The sequence below is a fragment of the Mesorhizobium sp. genome, from assembly GCF_004963255.1.
Taxonomy (GTDB): domain Bacteria; phylum Pseudomonadota; class Alphaproteobacteria; order Rhizobiales; family Rhizobiaceae; genus Mesorhizobium.
The window spans coordinates 52,107-73,018 of record NZ_SUGA01000024.1; the positions used below are offsets into that span (position 1 = coordinate 52,107).

The following is a 20,912-nucleotide window of genomic DNA, read 5'->3' on the forward strand; positions in this document are numbered from 1 at the left end:
GTTGAAGTGCTTGTGATCAGTTGCCGGGATAGGCTGTGCCGGTCCCTAGGAAACGTTTCGTTGTCTGGCGGGCGGCTTCCTCGGACTGCGCCTTGCGTGCCGCGTCCTCAGCCTCGGCCCGAAACTGTGTCGCGAGCAGCGTCTGGATCTGCATCTGCTGCTTGGTCGAAAGCGCGATCAGCTGGTTGGTGGCCTGGCTTGCCTCAAGCGCACCGGCCGCGCCTTGGCTGCGGTTGACGAGATCGGCAAGCAGGTCGCCGTCGCCGCGGACATTTTCCACGATCTGCGACTGGACACCCATGGTCTGGCGGAACGCCTGCATGGCGCTTTGCCAACGCTCGCGTGCGGCGGTGGCCACATCGCTCACTTTGATCGTGGCATCGTAGCTTTCTGGAAATTGCTGGCGCCACTGGTCCTGAAGCTTGCCGAGATCAAAGCTCAGACCGCTTGCCTGGTCCATCAAACCGTCGATCCGTTGCAGGGAACCGGTAAGCTGGCCGACGGAGGAAAAATCCAGGCTCTGAAGGTTGCGCGCCATGTTCTGCAGCATGGTCGCCTGGTTCTGCAGCGACTGGATCTGGTTGTTGATCTGCTCCAACGCTCGCGCCGCGGACAGCACGTTCTGCGTATAGTTCGAGGGATCGAAGACAATCAGGGCATAAGCCGGCTGCACACAGTCGGCCATCGGCTTGGCGATCAGCGAAAGGATGATCAGGCCGGAGAGAAAGCGGCGGCGCATCATGACGATTGCTCCATGTCTGCTTGAGGGAATTGCCGGAGGAGATCGGCGGCCCAATCGAGGCCGCGCGCACTGAGAAATCGGGAGGCAAAGCTCTCCTGACCGTCGTCGGATAGGGCGCTGTCAATGAGCGTCTGCGTGGCTGGGTCGGAGGCGCCGCAAAGCGCAAGCGCGATCGGGCCAAGACCGAGCTCGAAGAGACGATTCCCACGTCGCGATTGCAGGTAGTACTGGCGCTTTGGCGTAGCCCGGGCGACCAGTTCGATCTGGCGTTCGTTCAGACCGAACTGCTCATAGACGGCTCGCGCCTGCGGTTCCACGGCACGATCATTAGGGAGAAGAATCCGTTGCGGACAGCTCTCGATGATTGCCGGCGCGATTGCCGAGTTCGCAACGTCGGCAAGAGACTGCGTGGCGAAGATGACTGACACGTTCTTCTTGCGCAGCACCTTCAGCCATTCGCGGATGCGGGCGGCGAAGAGCGGATTATCGAGATAGACCCAGGCTTCATCAAGCATGAGCAGCGTCGGACGTCCGTCGAAGCGCTCCTCAAGCCTATGAAAGAGATAGGTAAGCACCGGCAGCACAGCGCCTTGGCTGTGCATCAGCTCCTCGGTCTCGAAACACTGGATATCCGACAGGGCCAGCCGATCGTCGTCGGCGTCGAGCAGCCGGCCGAAGGGGCCATCCAGCGTGTAGGGCATCAAGGCGGACTTCAGCGCATTGGACTGAAGCAGGACCGACAGTCCGGTCAGCGTGCGTTCCTGCGCCGGCGCGGTGGCAAGGCTGCCAAGCGCGGACCAGATTGACTCCTTCACCTCGGGCGTGACGGAGACGTTCTCATGGGCAATGAGGCTGGCTATCCATTCTGCCGCCCAGCTGCGCGTGACCGGATCGTGGATGTTGCGCAGCGGCTGGAAGGCAAGCGCGCCGTCAGCCCCTAAGGCGTGGTGTTCCCCACCCAAGACGAGCGTTGCGGCACGAGCGGAATTGCCTTTGTCGAAGACATAGACCTGCGCGCCGGCATATCGCCGAAACTGCAGCGCGATCAGCGCAAGCAGAACCGACTTGCCCGCCCCGGTCGGACCAACGATCAGCATGTGACCGACATCGTCGACATGAGTAGAAAGTCGGAAGGGCGTCGACCCACCGGTCTCGGCGAAGAGAAGCGGCGGCGCTTCGGTCTGGGTGACCTTGGCGAGATGCTCGTTCGCCGCCGGGCCGGCCCATACCGACGACAGCGGCATCAGGTGGGCCAGGTTCAGCGTATGAACGAGCGGCTGGCGAACATTTGCGTAGACATGACCGGGCAACGAGCCGAGCCACGCCTCGACCGCATTGACGCTTTCGCGGATCGTGGTGAAGCCGAGCCCATTGACGATGCGCTCGACCGCGCGAAGTTTTTCGGCGGCGGCTTGATGATCTTCGTCCGACACCGTCACGGTCGTGGTGAGATAACCGAAGCCCACGTGATCGCCACCCAAGGCCTGAAGGGCTTCGTCGGCATCGAGGGCCTTGTTGTCCGCATCGCTGTCGACCAGCGGAACGGGTTCATTGCTTACAACCTCCCGCAGGATAGCGACGATCGATTTGCGCTTGGAAAACCACTGCCGGCGCAACCGCGTCAGCGTTTTGGTGGCTTCCGGCTTGTCGAGGGGAATGAAGCGCGTCATCCAGCGATAGGCAAAATCTTGGTGGTTCAGCGCATCGAGGATTCCGGGTCGAGTGAGGTTGGGAAAACCGAGGATGGTGAGGGTCCGCAGATGCAGATCGCCCAGCATCGGCTCCAGCCCGCCCGTGAGCGGCGCATCGACCAGAATGCCGTCGAGATAGATCGGCGTTTCCGGCACGGCGACCGGATGCCGGCGAGCCGAGATCGTGCCATGCAGGTAGGTCAGCGTCTCGGCATCGTCGAGCCCACGCACTTCCGGCATGAAGCCGGACAGGAGATCCACGACGCGGTCGGTCTCTTCACGGAACCGCCCTAGCTCCTGGCGCCAGTTTCTTTCGGCTTCTGGATGATGAGAGTCGACAAATGCGCTCTCCGCCCGTGCCTGGCTGTCCGGAGGCGGCATGAACAGCAGGGTCAGATAATAGCGGCTCTCGAAATGCGCGACCTTGCCCTCGAAAGCCGCGCGCCGTTCTTCATCGATGAGCCACGACGCCGCGTCGGGAAAACGCGAGGCTGGATAGCCCAGGGCTTCGACCCGTTCAGCCTCGAAGAACAATGCCCAGCCGGAGCCAAGGCGTCTGAGCGCATTGTTCGCACGGGCGCAAAGGCCGACGAGCTCTGCTTCCGTCGCGCTTTCGAGATCGGGGCCACGGAACCGCAGCGTCCGCTGAAAGCTGCCGTCCTTGTTGAGCACGATGCCGGGCGCGATGAGTGCCGCCCAGGGCAGATGGTCGGCAAGCCGGTCGGCCTTGCCGCGATATTCTGAAAGGTTCAGCATGCCAGCCACCCCCTCAGCCGAAGATGGCGGACAAGGACGGCGGCGAAGTCCGGATCGCGGCGGGCAGCCAAGACCGCGAGCGTGTGACCAGCAAGCCAGAGCGCGAGCCCGGCAATCCACTGCTGTAAGCCAAGGCCGATTGCCGCGGCGACCGTACCATTGAGAATCGCAACCGCTCTCGGCGCACCGCCCAAGAGAATCGGCTCCGTCAATGCCCGGTGGACCGGCACCTCGAAGCCCTCGATATGCTGCTCTCCAGCGGCCATCAGACAAGCGCTCCGCCACCGAAGGAGAAGAAGGAAAGGAAGAAGCTCGATGCTGCGAAGGCGATCGACAGCCCGAAGACGATCTGGATCAACCTGCGAAAACCGCCCGCCGTGTCGCCGAAGGCAAGGGTCAAGCCTGTGGTGATGATGATGATCACCGCAACGATCTTGGCGACCGGCCCCTGCACCGACTCCAGGATCTGCTGCAGCGGCTGCTCCCAGGGCATGCCGGAGCCGGCGGCGTAAGCGGGGGCCGTGATGAGAAACGCGAGCGCGGTGGACGAAAGAAAGCGAAGCTTCTTGCGCATGAGATGACCTTTCAAAATTGCCGGAGTTGCGGAATTGTGAGCGGAGTAACGGCGTAGTCGCCGCTGCCGTCGAGGCCGGCGACCTCAGCGATCGCGTCGATGCGGCGCGAGGATCCGCGCCCGGCGATGAAGACGATCAGATCGATGGCTTCGGCGATGAGGCGGCGCGGAACAGTGACGACGGCTTCCTGGGCGAGCTGTTCGACACGGTAGAGTGCCGAGCGCGCCGAATTGGCATGAACCGTGGCGATGCCGCCGGGATGCCCGGTGTTCCATGCCTTGAGCATGTCGAGGGCTTCCGCACCCCTCACCTCGCCGACGATGATCCGGTCGGGCCGGAGCCGCAGCGTCGAGCGAACGAGATCGGCAAGTGTGACCGAACCCCGCCTCGTTCTCAGGGCGACGCAGTCCTTTGCCGCGCATTGCAGTTCGCGCGTGTCTTCGATCAGGATCACCCGCTCGTCGCATTCGGCGACTTCGGCCAAGAGAGCATTGGCAAGCGTCGTCTTGCCCGAGGACGTGCCGCCGGCGACCAGAATGTTGCGCCGCTCGCGCACCGCCTTCTTCAGCGCATCGGCTTGCAGCGGCTGCATTATCCGGTCGGCGACATAGTTGGCCAGCGTGTAGAGTCTTGCGGCCGGCTTGCGGATGGCGAAACACGGCGCCAGCACGACGGGCGGCAGCAGCCCCTCGAAGCGTTCGCCCGATGGCAGCTCGGCGCTGACAATCGGATTATCGGCATGCGCCTCGGCACGCACATGGGAGGCAACCAGACGAATGATGCGTTCGGCTTCGGAGGGATGCATGGACACGCCGGTGTGGACCCGACCTTCCCCCAGTCTATCGAGCCGCAGCGCCCCGTCGGGATTGACCATCACCTCGATGACCAGTGGATCGGCGAGAGCTTCGGTGATCGCCTGGCCCAGGGCGGTGCGCAGCATGGCGCGGCGGCGGTGGTCGGCTTCCGGATGAGAGCTCATCCTTCCCCTCCCACGCCGCTGTCTTTGCCAAGGGAGCGTTTCCCGGACGCGACTTGCCGGCCGACCTGCTCGACGAATTTGTCGAAACGCTCGTGCGCGATCGCCTGTGTTGCCTTGTCCGGAACCGGCGTGTGGGCATGCAGCGTGATCGAAAAGCGGATAAAGAGCGCCAGGCTCTCGAGGATCATCTCGGCATCGCGCCTGACGTAAGCGAGGTCGCGCGAAAGACGGTCAAGCCTCACGCCATAGCGGCGGTCGAGCTCGTTCTCGCCGCGCCGTTCGATGAATGCTTCGATCGCCTTCGCCACCACCGCGGATTTAGTGGTCGACGGATCCCGGCTGAGGTTGTCCAGCTTCTCGCTGAGGTCGGGCTCGAGCAGAAACTGATGACGAATGCGGTGGGGCTTCATGCGGCTTGTTCTCGGCAGGCCGGCATTGCGCCGGCGATGAGAACAAGCATCGGGCGGCTGCTCGAAATCGCTTATGGTCGTTATCTACGCTGAGATACGCTTTGGCTTCGAGCGGCGTTCAGAAGCCAGGCACGATGTCCTTGTCGTCGCCCCTGCCCTCGTTGATGCCATACGCACGCGCGGCGTTGGAAATCCGGTCCATCACACGTTTGTCGGCGAGCGCTTCGCTATCATCGTCGGCGGGCTTGAAAATATCGTCCTGCTCCGGCTCCTGAGAGGTGGCAATATTTTCTTCAGGCAATCCCGGATGGCGCTGCTGCTGAACACCGCCCTCGTCTTCAGCGACTCCGTTACCGCTTTCTTCGTCAGCAGCAAGACGGCGGTCGACACTGCGCACCTGTCCACTCCAATCGTCCGGACGTGACGCCGGACTGTCAGCGTGAGCCCGTTCGCGCAGCACCGGCGCTGGCAGTACCCGCTCCGTAAAATTCTGATCCTCGTAATAGCGCAGCTTCTTCGCACGGATCGGCGGCAGCCCAGAAACCAGTACCAGTTCGTCGGACGGAGGCAGTTGCATGACTTCGCCCGGCGTCAGCAGCTGTCGCGCGGTCTCCTGCCGACTGACCATCACGTGCGACAGCCAGGGCGCCAGCCGATGGCCGGCATAGTTGCGCATGGATCTGAGTTCCGTCGCCGTGCCGAGCGCATCCGAGATGCGTTTGGCTGTCCGTTCATCATTAGAGGAAAAGGCAATCCGCACATGGCAATTGTCGAGAATGGCGTTGTTCTCGCCATACGCCTTGGAGATCTGGTTCAAGGATTGTGCGATCAGATAGGCACGAATGCCGTATCCCGCCATGAAGGCAAGCGCGGTTTCGAAGAAGTCGAGGCGACCGAGTGCCGGGAATTCGTCGAGCATCATGAGCAGTTGGTGCCTTCTGCTCTTCTTCGGATCACCCTCCAGACGCTCGGTCAGCCGGCGGCCGATCTGATTGAGCACCAGTCGGACCAGTGGCTTGGTGCGAGAGATGTCAGATGGCGGCACCACCAGGTAGAGCGACATTGGGCGCTCGGCATCCATGAGGTCGGCAATGCGCCAATCGCACGCCGATGTTGCCGCAGCCACCGTCGGATCGCGGTAGAGGCCGAGGAACGACATGGCGGTCGAAAGCACGCCCGAACGCTCGTTCTCGGATTTGTTCAGAACCTCGCGCGCCGCCGAAGCCACTATCGGATGCACCTTAGGCTTGTCCGCCACGCCAAGGTGGTTGGTCGTCATCATTCGCTGCAGCGTCGCGGTAAACGAGCGTTGCGGGTCTGACAGAAAGGTGGCGACGCGGGCGAGTGTCTTTTCCTCTTCGGCGTAGAGCACGTGCAAGATGGCGCCGACCAAGAGTGAGTGGCTGGTCTTCTCCCAATGATTGCGCCGCTCGAGTGCACCTTCCGGATCGACCAGGATGTCCGCAATGTTCTGGACGTCACGGACTTCATTCGATCCCTTGCGCACTTCCAGCAGTGGATTGTACCGCGCCGATCTCGGGTCCGTCGGATTGAACAAAAGGGAATAAGAGAACTTCGATCGCCAGCCAGATGTCAGCTGCCAATTCTCGCCTTTGATATCGTGAATGACGGCCGAGCCAGTCCAGGAGAGAAGCGTTGGAATGACCAACCCGACGCCCTTGCCTGAACGTGTCGGAGCAAAGGCCATGACGTGCTCCAGGCCATTGTGCCGTAGATAACGGTCGTTCAGCTTGCCGAGGAAAACGCCCGCGGGCCGAAACAGCCCCGCCTTTTCGATTTCCTGTTTCACCGCCCATCGTGAAGAGCCATAGGTGGTGACCAGTCCGCGCTGCCGTGCGCGCCACAGCGAGCCGGCGACCGCGGCTGCACAGCCCAAGAACCCGCTGGCGCCGGCAAGCGCGCCTGCTTGATCAAAGATCTCGGGCGCATAGGCGTCGAAATGGAACCACCATTCGAACAGTTTCCATGGCTTGTAGATCCGCCATCCCGCCGCGATGAACCACGGCGCGCCGAGTTGCGGCTGATAGCCGAGCATGTGAGCGCACCATTGCGTTGCCGCCCATACACCAACGACAACAATCGCGAACACAAGGGCGATCTGCCCGACCAGCAGCTTCGTGGGCGTCATTGGCTTGGCTCGCTGAACATGCAACTTAGCATCGCCCGGCCAAGCCCAATCGCGAATGCGGCTCACGTGCGATTGGGTGCGATCACTCGCTATGTGTTGCCGTCGCCGAAAGGAACCTGGGCATGAAAAATGGCCAGCTCAGGTGCTGAAACTGCCAGAGAGCGAGCTCGAGTCCGTCGAGCTCATAGCCACGGCGTTCAACCAGTTCGACATGGACGTTCCGGGCCGCCCCTGGTCGTCGCTGGACCTAGGCTTAAGTCGAAAGCGGCTGCTGGAAAGCTTGGCCGGGCGGGATTAGCGGCCCACGGTTCCGCGCCGCGTGCAGCAGTTCCTCCTGCTCGGTGAGCCCATTCAGGAACATCTTGAACAGGTGAGCCGCAAGCCTCTGCCCACGCACGCTGTCGAGTTCAATCCCGCGCTCCCGGCACAGGGTCTTATGGACACCCGCCAGCATCGCAAGTTCATCGTCCATGACAACATGACCGGGATACAACATAGCCTCCTCCTTGAAAAAGCTACGAGTGAAACGGGATGATATCGCCGTCGCTCGCTCTTGCAACTATCTGGTAGTTGACTCGTTGGAACAAAACAAGAACATATTCCTACACATTTTCAGGAGGTCCCATTGCCTGACCGTCATAAAGACCCTCGCTCTCCCTGATCGCAATGTGTCGCAGTAGCTTGGCGCTGACCGCACCGTAATCGCGGATCTTTCGATGAAACGATTTCCCTGGTCGCCGGCTAATGGCTTTGGCACGTCGCGGAGGTGGCGGAAGCCGTTGCCGGATGAAGCGGCGACCCGAACCCGATGCCTGGCTACAGCCAGATCGCGACCCGTCCCATCGACAGGATCGCCTGAATAACAGATTACGCTTTCTGCTGCAGTCCCACCGCCATACAGAGCCAGCGGAACCTATTTCATCCCGCCCTGTTTCGGATTGAGCGACCGAAGAGGACTAACAATGAGATCAAAATCATCGCGGGATATGCCAGGTCCGAGACCCCGAAAGGACAAAGAGCGGGATACCCAGGAGGCGGCTGCCAAGACGCCCGACAAGACCAATGACTGGGATCGCGATCTCGTCCATGGCGATGGTGAAAGCACAGGGATAAAGCCCGAGCAGGGCGTCGAGTCGAAATAGTCCAAAGACGGCCCTGGCAGACTTGACCGCGTGGAAGCCGTTTCTTGCCCGGTTTGAGGCCCCGCCGCTCGCGGGCTAGACTGGCTCGATGATCTTCAGACTGACCTTTCTTGGCACCTCGGCCAGCGTACCCTCTGCCGAGCGAAATCACCCTGCCCTGCTTGTCGAGGCCGAAGGGTATCGAATTCTGGTTGATTGCGGCGAAGGCACGCAGCGCCAGCTGCTGCGCAGCGGCGCCGGCTTCAGGCGGCTTCATCACCTGTTGCTCACGCATGCGCATTTCGACCATATCCTTGGAATCCCCGGCCTGCTCTCGACACTTCGGTTGCGGCAAAGTGACGATCTCCTGACCGTCCACGGAGGTTCGGACACCCTCGACCTCGTTGTGCGCATGCTCGCTGGTCTGTGGGGTGAAGGACGAGCGCCGGTCCCACTAGAGCTTGAGCCGCTGACGCCCGGCCGGGTTTTCGACGCGGACGAATTCAAGATCGACTGCTTTCAGGTTCGTCACCGCGACACAGATAGCTATGGTTTCGTGCTCGAGACACCACCGCGCCGCCCCCTTAGCGGGGAGCGCCTCACGTCTCTGGGCGTGCCAGACGGTCCAATCAGGAAGGACCTGGCAGAGGGCCGGTCTATCACCCTCGCGGATGGCCAAACAGTTGCTTCCGAAGATGTGTTGGGTCCGCCGGAACGGGGCAAGAAGCTGGTCATCATCGGCGATACGGAGTCTACCAATGAGCTCGCCGAACATGTCCGCGGAGCCGACCTTCTGGTGATCGAGGCCACCTTCCTGGAACGAGATGCGGCCATGGCGCGCGACTATGGTCACCTCACGGCCGTGCAGGCGGCATCTCTGGCAGCGATGAGCAACGTGAAGCAACTCATCCTTACGCATATCTCCGGCCGCTATGCCGATGAAGAAATCCTGGCGGAAGCCGTACGGGAATTTCCGAACAGCCGTATTGCGGCTGATCTCGATGTGCTCACCATATAACGGCTGACGATGACATTCAGGCTAGGCATCATCTCTGACACGCACGGCCTGCTGAGGCCTGAGGCGGAACGCCGCCTGGCCGGGGTAAACCACATCATCCATGGCGGCGACATCGGCAGTCCTGAGATCATCAGCGCGCTTCAGCAGATCGCGCCGGTTACCGCCATCAGAGGCAACGTGGATACGGCCGGGTGGGCTGCGACCTACGCCGATACGGCGCTGGTGCGACTGGCGGGCCGAACATTCTACGTCCTTCATGATCTCAAGGCGCTTCAGGTCTCACCTGCGGCACTCGGCATCGACATGGTCGTGTCGGGTCACTCCCATGTGCCAAAACTCAAAACCGTTGACGGTGTGCTCTACCTTAATCCGGGCAGCGCCGGTCACCGTCGCTTCAAGTTGCCGGTCACGCTTGCGACGGTTGATATCACGCCTGACGGTCTACAGCCGGCTATTCACGATCTAAGCTAAGGCGCGGGCTCAAGGCGTTCGCACGCCAGGCCGGGACGCATCGGCTGAATCAACGCATCCGCGCGCGACCAATAACCTCAATTAGACTTCCTGGAACGCGCCGAATGAAGAATTCAACAATTGCCTTCCATGCGACTTCCGGAGCGCAACCGGGCAGACGTCGAGGGCACCTCATATCCTTCTTGACGCAAACTAGCTCTGCCTTTCTGCGGGTCAGGTAATCGGAGAGCTGCACCCACCCCCTCGAACATCGAAACTAATGAAGCAGTCCTGCGTTGGACGCTGATCAAGGCATTCCTCCTGAGTATGGGGCGGTGAAAGTGACCAAGCGAAAGGCAGTCGATGGGTTGCGCGCTCGTCAAACGAAGCCGCCTCAAAACCAAGCCAGACTAGGGCCACCCGCCTTTCGGCCGGTCCAGCTCGCAAAGCTGGTGGACACCGTCCCCGCTGGCGATCGCTGGATCCACGAAATGAAATATGACGGCTACCGCATTCTCGTCGCCGTGGGCGGCGAGGAAGCGCGCGCCTATACACGCTCCGGCCTGGACTGGTCCGGCCGATTCCCCTCTGTCCTTTCGCAGGCGCGCAAGCTCAAGGTTCGCTCCGCGCTCATCGATGGCGAGGCCGTTGTCATCGACGCCGAGGGGCGATCAAGTTTCCAGGCGCTCCAGAACGCCTTGAAGGGCAATCCCGTGAGCATCGATTTTTATGCGTTCGACCTGCTCGAGCTCGACGGCGAGGACCTGATGAGGCTTCCGCTGCTGGAGCGAAAGGAGAAACTGGAGGAAATCCTGCCCGCTAAGAGCCCCATCCTGCGCTACTCCGATCATATCCAGGGCCGGGGCGAAGAATTGCTGAACCGCTTCTGCGACGCCGGCCTCGAGGGGGTCATCTCGAAGTTGGCGGATTCGGACTATGTCGGCGCCCGCGATGGAAGCTGGCTGAAGATCAAATGCATAAAACGCCAGGAATTCGTGATCGTCGGCTGGACGCCGTCGGACAAGGATCGCGCGTTCAGATCGCTTATCCTCGGTGTCCATGACGGCGGAAAGCTGCGCTTTGCCGGCAAGGTCGGGACCGGTTTCGATACCGCCGAGATGGCGCGGCTGATGAAGACCATGGCTCCGCTGGAGCAGAAGGCCGCCACTGTCGAAGCACCGCGCGCGGAGGTCCGCGGCGCGCACTGGCTGCGTCCGAGACTTGTCGCCGAGATCGCTTATACCGAGATGACCAATGAGGGAACACTGCGCCATCCAAGCTATCTCGGCCTGCGCGAGGACAAGAAGCCGGAAGCCGTTGCGCTTGAGACGGCCCAACGTACCGCAACCCTGCCCCCGCCCGCGACGAGCACGATCGCGATCAGCAATCGCGGCCGTGTCATTTACCCCGAATCCAGCATCACCAAGGGGCAGCTTGCCGATTATTACGCTGACGTCGCCGCGATCATGCTTCCCTGGGCAGGCAGCAGGCCGATCAGCCTTGTCCGCTGTCCGCAGGGCCGCGCCAAGAAATGCTTCTTCCAGAAGCATGACGCCGGCAGCTTCGGCGAGAAAGTCCATCACGTCGGGATCACCGAAAAGGACGGGCATGAGGAGCCCTATCTGTATATCGACGACGCCGAGGGGCTGATGACCTGTGTCCAGATGGGCACCATCGAGTTCCATGGCTGGGGAGCGCGGATCGAAGACGTCGAGAAGGCCGACCGCCTGGTGTTTGACCTCGACCCTGACGAGGGGCTGGATTTCGAGGCGGTGCGTGCCGCCGCGTTCCAGTTCCGGGACATTCTAAGAGCGCTTGGGCTAACCACATTTCCGATGTTGACCGGCGGCAAGGGCATCCATGTGATCGCCCCGCTCACGCCCCAGGCCGAATGGCCTGAGGTGAAGGCCTTCGCCTCGGGGCTGGCGCAGGCGGTCGCCCAAACCGATCCCTCTCACTTCACCGCCGTGTTGTCGAAGGCGAAACGGAAGGGGCGGATCTTTGTCGACTACCTGCGCAACCAGCGCGGCGCGACGGCAATCATGCCGTACAGCGCTAGGTCCCGACCGAGTGCTCCGATCGCGGCACCGATCACTTGGGCGGAGATGAAGACGATAGATGCGCCCTCGCATTTCCATGTCGGCGATGCTGGTGAATTGAAGAAACGCGCAGCCAGCAAATCTCTGGCGGGGTGGGGTCGAGCCGACCAACTTTTGCCAAATCTGTAGCCCCGCTCCCGATTGGCAGCAAGACTGGATTAGGGCTTCGCTACCCGGCCTGAATGGAACCTGCCAAGAGTGGCTCCGTTTGCCTCGACCATGGCAAAAACCGATCCGCGGACAGTCGCCAGCCTGCTCAGGGAATATGCACATCGCACGTCGCTGCGCGGAGACAATCCTTATCGCACCAAGGCTTACCTGCGCGCGGCCGATAGCTTGGCTGCGTTGTCAAAGCCGCTCGATCGGATCATCGCCGAGGGCGCCCTCACCAGAATCCCCGGGATCGGCGATGCGATCGCAGACATTGTGCGCAAGCTCTATGAAACGGGAACGCATCCAAGCCTTGAGAAGCTGCGCCAGGAGGTGCCGGCCGGTGTAATGGAGCTTTTTACTGTACCAGGGCTTCGGCCCGACAAGATCCTGAAGCTTCACCAGGCACTCGGCGTGAACTCGTTGGCCGACCTCGAAGCCGCGGCCAAGGCAGATCGTATCCGGCCACTCAAAGGCCTCGGTGCTTCGCTTCAGACAAAGATCCTGCAGAACCTGGCCATCGCTCGAAGCGGCGAGACACAGCTTCACCTGCACAAGGCGGCGGCTCTCCTTGAGCATGCGGTCATATCTTTGAAGCAAGAGCATCCTGAGTTTTCGCGGGTGGAAATCGCCGGCGATTTCCGGCGCGGTTGCGAACTTGTTGCCGACCTCGCGCTGGTGGCACTGGGGAAGAAGCGGACCGAAACCGAGCACTCCACCCTAAGGCTCGTCGTCACGGACAAGACGCATTTTGGCGCCAGCCTCCTCCAAGCCACCGGTTCGGCGGCCCATCTTGAGCGATTGAAGACCTACGCGACCGAGAGAGGGTTCGCCCTCAAACCCGATGGGCTCTACCGCGGTAGAAAGCTGATCGCATCAGCGACGGAGGCGCAAATCTACGAAGCGTTGGACTTGCAGTTCATCGAGCCCGAACTGCGCGAAGGCAGAGATGAGATCGAGCGGGCAGCGAGCCAGCAGCTACCTCCCCTCGTTCGGGACGAAGATCTCCATGGGATCCTGCATTCTCACACGACCGCATCCGACGGCACCGAGACGCTTGAGGCAATGGCCGAAGCGACACGTAAGCGCGGGTTCGAGTATTACGGTGTTGCCGACCATTCACAGTCTGCCCACTACGCGGGCGGCCTCTCGTTGCAGGAGATTGCTGAACAGCACCGCGAAGCCGATCGGCTGAACAAGAAGTACGGCGGAGAATTTCGCATCCTCAAGGGCATTGAGGCAGACATCCTGGCCGACGGTTCGCTTGACTATCCGGACCACATCTTGAAGCAGTTCGATTTCGTTGTCGCGAGCGTGCACAGCCGTTTCAGGTTGCCCGAGAAAGAGCAGACGGAACGCATCATTGCGGCAATCGCGAACCCCGTCACGACGATCATCGGCCACATGACCGGTCGCCAACTGTTGCGTCGTCCTGGCTACGATCTCGACGTCGACAAAGTCCTCCGAGCATGCGCGAAATATGGAGTTGCTGTCGAAATCAACGCGCATCCGTGGCGGCTCGATCTCGACTGGCGCTGGCATCAGAAGGCACTCGACTACGGCTGCATCTTCAGCATCAATCCGGACGCCCATTCAATCCGCGAGCTCGACCACATGCATTGGGGTGTCGAGATGGCGCGCAAGGGAGGTATCCCCAGGGAGCGGGTTCTCAACGCGATGGGTCTGGCGGCTCTGCTTGCGCATCTTTCAACGCGCAAGTTTAGGCCATCAGAGCCGGGCGGCAAGCGCCGCTCGCCTGCGCGGAAAGCTGTCGCGTGAGGATCGAGTTCCTGTCGGGATAATGGCAACCCGGTCTCGGGCGAGTTGCTGCCCGGTATGGTTGCTGGCGGCGTCAACTATGGCAGCTGCAGCAGTCGCGATCGTTTTGAAGGCCGCCTGCCTCTTGGAGCCCCCGACTGGGGAATATAACCAGGCCGTCTCGACGCGGATTTCTTCCTTTTGCGGAGGTGCCCCGCGTCGCCGCAGGCTTTGCTGACAGCTGGATATCGACAATCAGGCTTTGTCGACGAGGTTCTTCACCGCGTCCTTGACCTGGCCCTTGGCAACCTGCGCCTCGCCCTTGGTTTCCTGGAGTTTGCCCTTGGCCTGTTCCTCGTGGTTGTCCACGGCCTTGCCCACAGCCTGGCGCGCCTTTCCAGCGACCTCGTTGCCCTTGCCCTTAACCTTGTCTGACATGCTTCCCATGACGAGCTCCTTTTTTGATCCAGGCATTCACTCGCAAGGGAATCTACTAACCGGCAATTGGTTCCAGTTTTAGGAGTCCGCGTGGCACGGAATCGGATCTCGACACCCCAGAACAGATTGCTAGGTGACCCGGCGATTTGCAGATGGAGGACAAAGCCCATCGCTTCGCCGGTGCATAAAATTCGGCTCCGCTATTCGGATTTCAGATCGTGCAACTGATCTGCATGAGCCTTCAGTCTTGCACAGTTGCGACCATAGACCCATTTCCGGAACGTAAGGCCACCCCCTCCGTTGGTCGAAATGACGTCGGCAGATACCGATGCTCAGTCAACCAGGCAACAGGAGGAATTCACCATGATCCGCAAGATACTAGCTACGGCCGCGACGGCTGCTCTCATGTCGACAGCGCTCTGCACGGCGGGTGCTCACGCCGCAAATGCAAGCAAGCCTGCTGCCCAGACGCAGGTTGTTGCGCCGGTCACCGATGGCAAGCTCGTCTCCAAGATCATGGGAGCCGCGGTCTATGACAGCAACGCCGATAACGCGACCAAGATCGGCGACGTCAAAGACATTGTCCTGGACAAGGACGGGAATGCCAAACTCGTCGTCATTGGCGTCGGCGGTTTCCTTGGAGTGGGCGAAAAGAATGTCGCCTATGATTTCAGCAAGCTGGAATGGGTCAACAAGAACGGCGATCGATGGCTGGTCGCAAAGACGACGAAGGATGAGCTTAAAGCTCAGCCCAATTTTGATACGAAGTCTTACGATGCCGCGGCAACCTCGACCACCCAGCCGTCAAACAGCACGACGGACACCCAAGCGGCTAATACCAAAGCCGATACGACTGCGACGGCCTCGATCGATAAGACGACCTTGACTCAAATGCCGTCAGACAAAATCAGTGCGGCAAATCTGATCGGAACCAACGTCTATGGCGCAGATGATGCGAAGGTTGGCGAGATCGGCGACGTTATCCTGACGGGTGACAAGAAGGTCGACTCGATCATCGTGGATGTAGGTGGCTTTCTGGGCATTGGCGAAAAGAAGGTCGCCGTCGGTATGGAGAACCTCAAGTTCATGACCGACAAGAACGGTAACCGCTACCTCTATACAAACTTCACCAAGGACCAGTTGGAGGCGCAGACTGCCTACGACAAGGCGACTTACGCCCAGAACCGCGACAAGCAGCGGATCATCGTCAATAAGTAAAGAACGACCCAAAGCGCTCGCCCTAGGGCAAGCGCTTTGGTCATCAGCGGACAGGAGCGGGTCTTGAAATTAGCCGACGAGGTCCGTCATAGCTCTGAAGACATCAGCGACCTGGTTCTGTCTGATGTCGTTTCCGCGCTTCATCGGCGAGTGAAGGTCAGCCACGACTTCGATATCCCCTACATTGCTGGATACAGCAAGGATGCATCGACGGTTTACATTGATCGCCACCTGCCGCGCACCATCCGGTCGAGGGGCAAGGACGTACGGCTCGAACCATTTCTGGTGTGCCACGAAATCGTTGAAAAAACTCTCCTGGACGAGTTGCGACTGCATTATCTGCACGCCCATCAAATCGCCTCGCGCATCGAAAGAGATGCGGTCAGGGGGGCTGGCCTGTGGCGGCACTATCAAAGCGTTATCAAGAAGCACGAGAAAGCGATCGATGAGGAACAGCTACGCTGCGTGCCAGGGGAATTAGATCTCACTCCCTACAAGGATTTGAAGGATTACCCATTGCTCCGACGGCTGGTCAAAGCATCGCAGTAGCTCGTTGCGCGGGACGTCGAGGCACCGACGGCGGGAAATTGAAACTAGCACTCTGTCAAATTTTCTTGCCAGTGGAACTTACCGACGAACTGCTGGTTCGCCTGCATAGGGACGACCGAGGCCCATTCCGACCTGTGCATTCTGCAGGCAGAGCGCCTCGCCAACAGGAGACGGCCATGAAACACCAGACATTTCAAGAACTGAATGAGGTCGCGGAAGTCGAAGCATCGTTTCCGGCTATGACGCGCACCCAGCGCTTGGAGCATTGGGCGATGCTGCTCGAGCGAAATCCCGAGCGGTGCCTCGCCGCCTTCCCAGGGACGGAATACATGACCCTGGATGTGCGCGACAAAGCACAGTCCCTGGGCTCCGCACTCAGCATCGCTTTCGCCGATACCATTTTGCGTGCCGAAGGGCTGAAGAGCGATAGCTATGGCGAAGCGAAGCGCTTCTTCGAGCTCACGGATTGGCAGTTGCACGCCATCGTCTGCCATTGCCATGTCGGCGGGACGATGAAAGCCGGATGGGCTGCTGTTCAAGTTCGGTCCGCCATCGACAAAGAAGGCAACCTTTTCACCAGGTTGCGAGAAGCGATCTCTCAGTGGGTGCTATTCCGCATTTTGACTCGTGCGAGGGAGTGAAATGAGCCTAGGGAGCTGAAACAGGGAGCGACTCGGTCCAAGGGCAGAACGACGTATTTGGACCCCGACGTCGCTAAGTGTGACAACAACGGGCGAGCGTCGCCCGTTTTCTTATCGGGCCGATCCGCAGATCAACGTTGTAAGTAGATCGAACTGAGACCCGCAGCACGGCGGCCATTGATATGTATCTCGTCCAAATCCTCTTGCCGCGTTCTGACAACCAGGGTCAACCCTTCCCCGGGAGGGAATTCGACCGTCTGAAGGAAGAGCTGGCGGCTCGCTTCAAAGGCGTGACCGCCTATCTCCAGGCACCTGCGCAGGGTCTTTGGAAGGAGGGCGGAGAAACAGACAGCGACGAAATTGTTGTCTTCGAGGTGATGACGCCAAAGGTGGACGTTTCAGATTGGCAGCGCCGCAGAGGCGACTTGGAGCGCCGCTTCCGGCAGGACAGAATTGTTGTTCGCTACTCCTAGATAACGCTCCTTTGAAGCTCACTTTCTTGGGAAGTGGAAATTCGAGACCTTCCGGACTGCCTTTCATGCGAAGTACAAAGACGGACATTCCATGATTGGAGAGCTGAAACACATTCCAACCCCGAGGCACGCACTATCATTCGCTGTATCGCTCGAAATGCCAGACTTGAGAATCTGTGTCGGAGGCGATCCTGGGTCATCGATCTGGCAAAGGAGCGCGTCCGGCGCCAGCCGCCCGACTTGGGCTAGGTCAACGAGATGCTCGTGCAAGGATACGGCCAACTTGCTCAGATGCGTGTTGTCCCTGACAAAGAGCCGACATCCCGCCCCGACACCAGGCCCCGCCTACGCAGGGCGGCGATCGCGCCCAGCAGCCCGAGCTCACTCTCCAGGCTCGGGCACCGATCCCGCCGTTTTCTTCAGATCTGTACCTGTTTCGACGCGTCGCAGAGAGAGTTTGTTAGCTCTTAATTCCGTAATTCAGCGACAAAGTTCACACGCGATCGCGTATTAAGCAGATTTATGCGCGTTTGCGTATTATAACAATTAATACGCGATCGCGTATGTTGACAAAAATACGCGAATGCGTATACGGAACCCTGAAGGTTTATCATGACCGACCAGATCGCTCGCAACGAAAAGCAACTCGGCGCCATTCTGCGTCGCGCCCGCAGACAGGCCGACCTCACACAAGAGGCACTAGGCAAGCAAATTCACCTGCGCCAGGCCACTGTGTCCCGCCTTGAGGCCGGCGAGCCAGCGGTGCAGCTCAGTACCTTGATGGCTGCTCTCTACGCCCTCGACCTTGAACTTGTCGTTCGACCACGCAGCAAGGGCAGCGCCGCTGAGATCGAGGACCTGTTCTGATGGCGCGACGGCCGGTTCACCCGCCGCTGAACGTTTTCCTGAACGGGCGCCTGGTTGGTGTGCTGCGCAGGGAATCGACTGGCGCAATAGACTTCCGGTACGCTGGGGAATGGCTTCAATGGCGCGGCACCTTCCCGGTCTCGCTCTCGCTTCCCTTGCGCGAGGACCGCTATATCGGCGCGCCTGTGATCAACGTCTTCGATAATCTGCTTCCTGACAACGACGCCATCCGCAAACGCGTTGCCGAACGCGTCGGCGCGCAAGGCACCGACGCCTACAGCATGCTCGCCGCCCTCGGCCACGACTGCGTCGGCGCGCTGCAGTTCCTTCCCGATGGCGTCGATCCGGGCACTCCTGGCAGCAGCGAGGGTAAGCTCGTTAGCAAAAGGGACGTCGCTGGAATAATCGAAAACCTTACCGCCGCTCCTCTCGGCGTCGGGGAGGACGAGGATTTCCGCATTTCGATCGCCGGCGCCCAGGAAAAGACGGCGCTCTTGCGCAAGGAGGGGCGCTGGTTCAAGCCGATTGGCACGGCGGCGACCACCCATATCCTGAAACCACAGATCGGCCGGTTGCCCAACGGCGTCGACCTCTCTAACAGCGTCGAGAACGAATATCTGTGCCTCAAGCTCCTCGAGGCGTTCGGCGTTCCTGCAGCCCGGGCAGAAATTGCCGACTTCGGCGAGCGCCGCACGCTGATCGTCGAGCGATTCGACCGGCTCTGGGCCAGGGACGGTCGCCTGCTTCGCCTGCCGCAGGAAGATATCTGTCAAGCGCTGTCAGTGCCATCCACGCGCAAATATCAGTCCGAGGGCGGTCCTGGCGTGGTCGAGATTGTCGAGCTTCTGAAAGGCAGCGATACGCCGGAGGACGACATCGCTGTTTTCCTGCGCGCCTGCGTCGTATTCTGGCTGATCGGCGCGACTGATGGGCACGCCAAGAACTTCAGTATTTTTCTCGGGCCCGGCGGGCGATTTCGGATGACACCGGTCTATGACGTACTGACCGCGCAGCCCAGCCTTGATGCTCGACGGATCCCTCGCAAGAAATTCAAGCTGGCAATGTCAGTCGGCAAGAACCGGCATTATTCGGTGAACGAAATTGTGCCCCGTCACTTCATGCAGACTGCCGAGATGGCCGGCGTTGGGACGCCTGTGATGCGCAAACTTTTCGAAGACGTCGCCGCAAATGCCGAAAGCCAGTTCGAGATGGTAATCTCCTCATTGCAGCGCGGCTTTCCCGAAGAGATTGTCGAGTCGCTCAGGTTGGCCATAGGCAAGCGAGCGCCTTTGCTTGCCGTCGCGAATTGATCAAGGTGATAACCCTTTGTTTGTCGGCTTGATGTCCTCCGAAGCTCCAGCCGCATCCCAACGGCTCATAACCTGTCATCGAGCGGCTGCAGGGTCGGACGCGCGAGGTGGTGAATGTGATTTCGGCCACAATCGAGTGCGACGGGCAGCGGATAAGGCCATCTACCGCCACCAGAACTGGCCATCGTTGGCGGAGCTTGTCGCCCAGAGTCAGGTCGAGGCAGGTTTTTGGCGTCATCCGGGACCATGGGAACGAGGCGTATGGATGAAACTTTCGCGGCGCCGGGAGGACGGGTCCATTGCAAAGATGTTGCGTTTTGTCATGCTGTTCACATACACGCAACAAATCATCACAAAGCAGAAGGACATTTGCGTTGCTCCGCCTGGTCCGACAGGCCACTATAGAGATTCGTGGTGTTTTCCAGCTATGCAGATGCAGTGGGCAACCAGCCGTTGTTTATGAAATCCAGCATCGATCATCTGCCGCCGCCGAAGCAGCGTGAGCTGACCAGGACGGTGGAGGTGCTGCTTGAGGAATTCGACGACGCGCTAAAGGGCGCAACGGCCGATTTCAAGAAGCGAGGCCGCATCCTGAAGATCATCCTCTTCGGGTCCTATGCCCGCGGTGGCTGGGTCGACGAGCCGCATACCAAAAAGGGATACCGTTCCGATTTCGATCTCCTGGTGGTGGTAAACAACCGCAAACTCACCGATTTCGCCAGTTATTGGCAGGCTGCAGCCGACCGATTGATGCGGGAGATCGAGACTCCTGTAAGCTTCATCGTTCACTCACGCCGCGAGGTGAACACCGCGCTGCGCGAAGGTCAATATTTCTTCGTGGATATCCGTCGCGATGGGATTCTTCTCTATGAGCTTGACGATGAGCCGCTGACAAACCCCATACCTGTTAAGCCGGCCGACGCCCTTCGGGTTGCAACCGAATATCTGGAGGACCGTTTGCCTCACGCAAGGAAGTTCGCGAAGGGTGCTACTTTCTATCTGGGCGAAAAGGACTACAAGGAGAGCGCATTCCTACTTCATCAATCAATCGAGCAAGCCTACGGAGCTTTGTTGCTGGTGCTGACGAACTACAGCCCTGCGTCTCACAACATAAAATTTCTCCGTAGCCTTGCCGAGGATCAGGCCCAAGAACTGGCAGAAGTATGGCCGCGCGATCAACAACGCTTTGTGGCGTGGTTCAACATTCTCAATGAAGCTTATGTTAAAGCGCGCTATTCGCGGCACTTCGAGATCACGGACGAAGCCCTTCAGTGGCTTGCAGAGCGCGTCTCCGACCTCATTGATCGAGTTGAAGCAATCTGCCGCGCGTGGCTTGAAAATTTGAAAAACGACGCGGGCAGCGCGGCCCGGCGCGCCGGTTGAGAGCAAATTATAAGTTAGTTCCACACTGCCCTTTATGCGACTTTAAACGAACAAACGACGAACTGAGCTACCGGCTTTGCTCATATCCAGCGAGTTCGCCGCCCGCGACAGCCTCGTCTCGACCACCCTTGGCTG

General features: G+C 60.1%; 20 protein-coding genes. 11 read left to right on the forward strand and 9 right to left on the reverse strand.

Annotated features, from left to right (window positions below; all coding sequences use genetic code 11):
* Nucleotides 1-16: 16 nt before the first annotated feature.
* From trbJ to E5X34_RS22165, 8 genes are all read right to left on the reverse strand, one after another.
* Complete coding sequence (gene trbJ / locus E5X34_RS22130; RefSeq protein ID WP_292568889.1) at nucleotides 17-742, reverse strand: P-type conjugative transfer protein TrbJ; 726 nt, start codon at nucleotides 740-742, stop codon at nucleotides 17-19.
* The gene (gene trbE / locus E5X34_RS22135) at nucleotides 739-3,189 is read right to left on the reverse strand and encodes a conjugal transfer protein TrbE (protein ID WP_292568941.1); all 2,451 of its coding nucleotides are present in this window, start codon (nucleotides 3,187-3,189) and stop codon (nucleotides 739-741) included. Before trbE ends, trbJ begins: the two co-directional genes overlap by 4 nt.
* Entirely contained in the window at nucleotides 3,183-3,455 is a 273-nt protein-coding gene (locus E5X34_RS22140; protein WP_292568891.1) for a VirB3 family type IV secretion system protein, read from the reverse strand. Before E5X34_RS22140 ends, trbE begins: the two co-directional genes overlap by 7 nt.
* A complete protein-coding gene (locus tag E5X34_RS22145; protein WP_192385150.1) occupies nucleotides 3,455-3,763 on the reverse strand; it encodes a TrbC/VirB2 family protein in 309 nt (102 codons plus the stop codon). Before E5X34_RS22145 ends, E5X34_RS22140 begins: the two co-directional genes overlap by 1 nt.
* An 11-nt stretch (nucleotides 3,764-3,774) precedes the next feature.
* Nucleotides 3,775-4,743 (reverse strand): P-type conjugative transfer ATPase TrbB, encoded by a 969-nt coding sequence (gene trbB / locus E5X34_RS22150; RefSeq protein ID WP_292568894.1) that lies wholly within the window; start codon nucleotides 4,741-4,743, stop codon nucleotides 3,775-3,777.
* Complete coding sequence (locus E5X34_RS22155) at nucleotides 4,740-5,153, reverse strand: CopG family transcriptional regulator (protein WP_292568896.1); 414 nt, start codon at nucleotides 5,151-5,153, stop codon at nucleotides 4,740-4,742. Before E5X34_RS22155 ends, trbB begins: the two co-directional genes overlap by 4 nt.
* Nucleotides 5,154-5,271: 118 nt before the next feature.
* Nucleotides 5,272-7,302 (reverse strand): conjugal transfer protein TraG, encoded by a 2,031-nt coding sequence (locus E5X34_RS22160; RefSeq protein ID WP_292568898.1) that lies wholly within the window; start codon nucleotides 7,300-7,302, stop codon nucleotides 5,272-5,274.
* A gap of 253 nt (nucleotides 7,303-7,555) precedes the next feature.
* The gene (locus E5X34_RS22165; RefSeq protein ID WP_292568900.1) at nucleotides 7,556-7,798 is read right to left on the reverse strand and encodes a hypothetical protein; all 243 of its coding nucleotides are present in this window, start codon (nucleotides 7,796-7,798) and stop codon (nucleotides 7,556-7,558) included.
* 737 nt (nucleotides 7,799-8,535) lie between these two features.
* Here E5X34_RS22165 and rnz point away from each other — a divergent pair.
* The 4 genes from rnz (at nucleotide 8,536) to E5X34_RS22185 (ending at nucleotide 13,919) form a co-directional block, all read left to right on the forward strand.
* On the forward strand, nucleotides 8,536-9,441 hold the full coding sequence (rnz, locus tag E5X34_RS22170; protein WP_292568943.1) for a ribonuclease Z: 906 nt from the start codon (nucleotides 8,536-8,538) through the stop codon (nucleotides 9,439-9,441).
* A gap of 9 nt (nucleotides 9,442-9,450) precedes the next feature.
* Nucleotides 9,451-9,912, forward strand: coding sequence for a metallophosphoesterase family protein (locus E5X34_RS22175; RefSeq protein ID WP_292568902.1), 462 nt, complete (start codon nucleotides 9,451-9,453; stop codon nucleotides 9,910-9,912).
* Between the two features lie 275 nt (nucleotides 9,913-10,187).
* Complete coding sequence (gene ligD / locus E5X34_RS22180) at nucleotides 10,188-12,119, forward strand: DNA ligase D (protein WP_292568904.1); 1,932 nt, start codon at nucleotides 10,188-10,190, stop codon at nucleotides 12,117-12,119.
* 90 nt (nucleotides 12,120-12,209) lie between these two features.
* Entirely contained in the window at nucleotides 12,210-13,919 is a 1,710-nt protein-coding gene (locus E5X34_RS22185; RefSeq protein ID WP_292568945.1) for a DNA polymerase/3'-5' exonuclease PolX, read from the forward strand.
* Between the two features lie 234 nt (nucleotides 13,920-14,153).
* On the opposite strand, the gene E5X34_RS22190 is transcribed toward E5X34_RS22185, so the two are convergent.
* Nucleotides 14,154-14,345 carry a CsbD family protein gene (locus E5X34_RS22190; RefSeq protein WP_292568906.1) on the reverse strand — a complete coding sequence of 64 codons (192 nt, stop codon included), beginning with the start codon at nucleotides 14,343-14,345 and terminating at the stop codon, nucleotides 14,154-14,156.
* A 354-nt stretch (nucleotides 14,346-14,699) separates the two neighbouring features.
* On the opposite strand from E5X34_RS22190, the gene E5X34_RS22195 reads away from it, so the two are divergent.
* From E5X34_RS22195 to E5X34_RS22225, 7 genes are all read left to right on the forward strand, one after another.
* The gene (locus E5X34_RS22195) at nucleotides 14,700-15,554 is read left to right on the forward strand and encodes a PRC-barrel domain-containing protein (protein ID WP_366664900.1); all 855 of its coding nucleotides are present in this window, start codon (nucleotides 14,700-14,702) and stop codon (nucleotides 15,552-15,554) included.
* Between the two features lie 63 nt (nucleotides 15,555-15,617).
* On the forward strand, nucleotides 15,618-16,103 hold the full coding sequence (locus tag E5X34_RS22200) for a hypothetical protein (RefSeq protein WP_292568908.1): 486 nt from the start codon (nucleotides 15,618-15,620) through the stop codon (nucleotides 16,101-16,103).
* A gap of 176 nt (nucleotides 16,104-16,279) precedes the next feature.
* Entirely contained in the window at nucleotides 16,280-16,744 is a 465-nt protein-coding gene (locus E5X34_RS22205) for a hypothetical protein (RefSeq protein ID WP_292568910.1), read from the forward strand.
* 182 nt (nucleotides 16,745-16,926) lie between these two features.
* Nucleotides 16,927-17,217: a hypothetical protein gene (locus tag E5X34_RS22210; RefSeq protein WP_292568912.1), complete on the forward strand. Its 291-nt coding sequence runs from the start codon at nucleotides 16,927-16,929 to the stop codon at nucleotides 17,215-17,217.
* A gap of 612 nt (nucleotides 17,218-17,829) precedes the next feature.
* Complete coding sequence (locus tag E5X34_RS22215) at nucleotides 17,830-18,084, forward strand: helix-turn-helix domain-containing protein (RefSeq protein WP_127877952.1); 255 nt, start codon at nucleotides 17,830-17,832, stop codon at nucleotides 18,082-18,084.
* The gene (locus tag E5X34_RS22220; protein ID WP_292568915.1) at nucleotides 18,084-19,394 is read left to right on the forward strand and encodes a type II toxin-antitoxin system HipA family toxin; all 1,311 of its coding nucleotides are present in this window, start codon (nucleotides 18,084-18,086) and stop codon (nucleotides 19,392-19,394) included. The genes E5X34_RS22215 and E5X34_RS22220 overlap by 1 nt, the downstream gene beginning before the upstream one ends.
* Nucleotides 19,395-19,853: 459 nt before the next feature.
* Nucleotides 19,854-20,777 (forward strand): nucleotidyltransferase and HEPN domain-containing protein, encoded by a 924-nt coding sequence (locus E5X34_RS22225; RefSeq protein ID WP_292568947.1) that lies wholly within the window; start codon nucleotides 19,854-19,856, stop codon nucleotides 20,775-20,777.
* Nucleotides 20,778-20,912 lie beyond the last annotated feature (135 nt).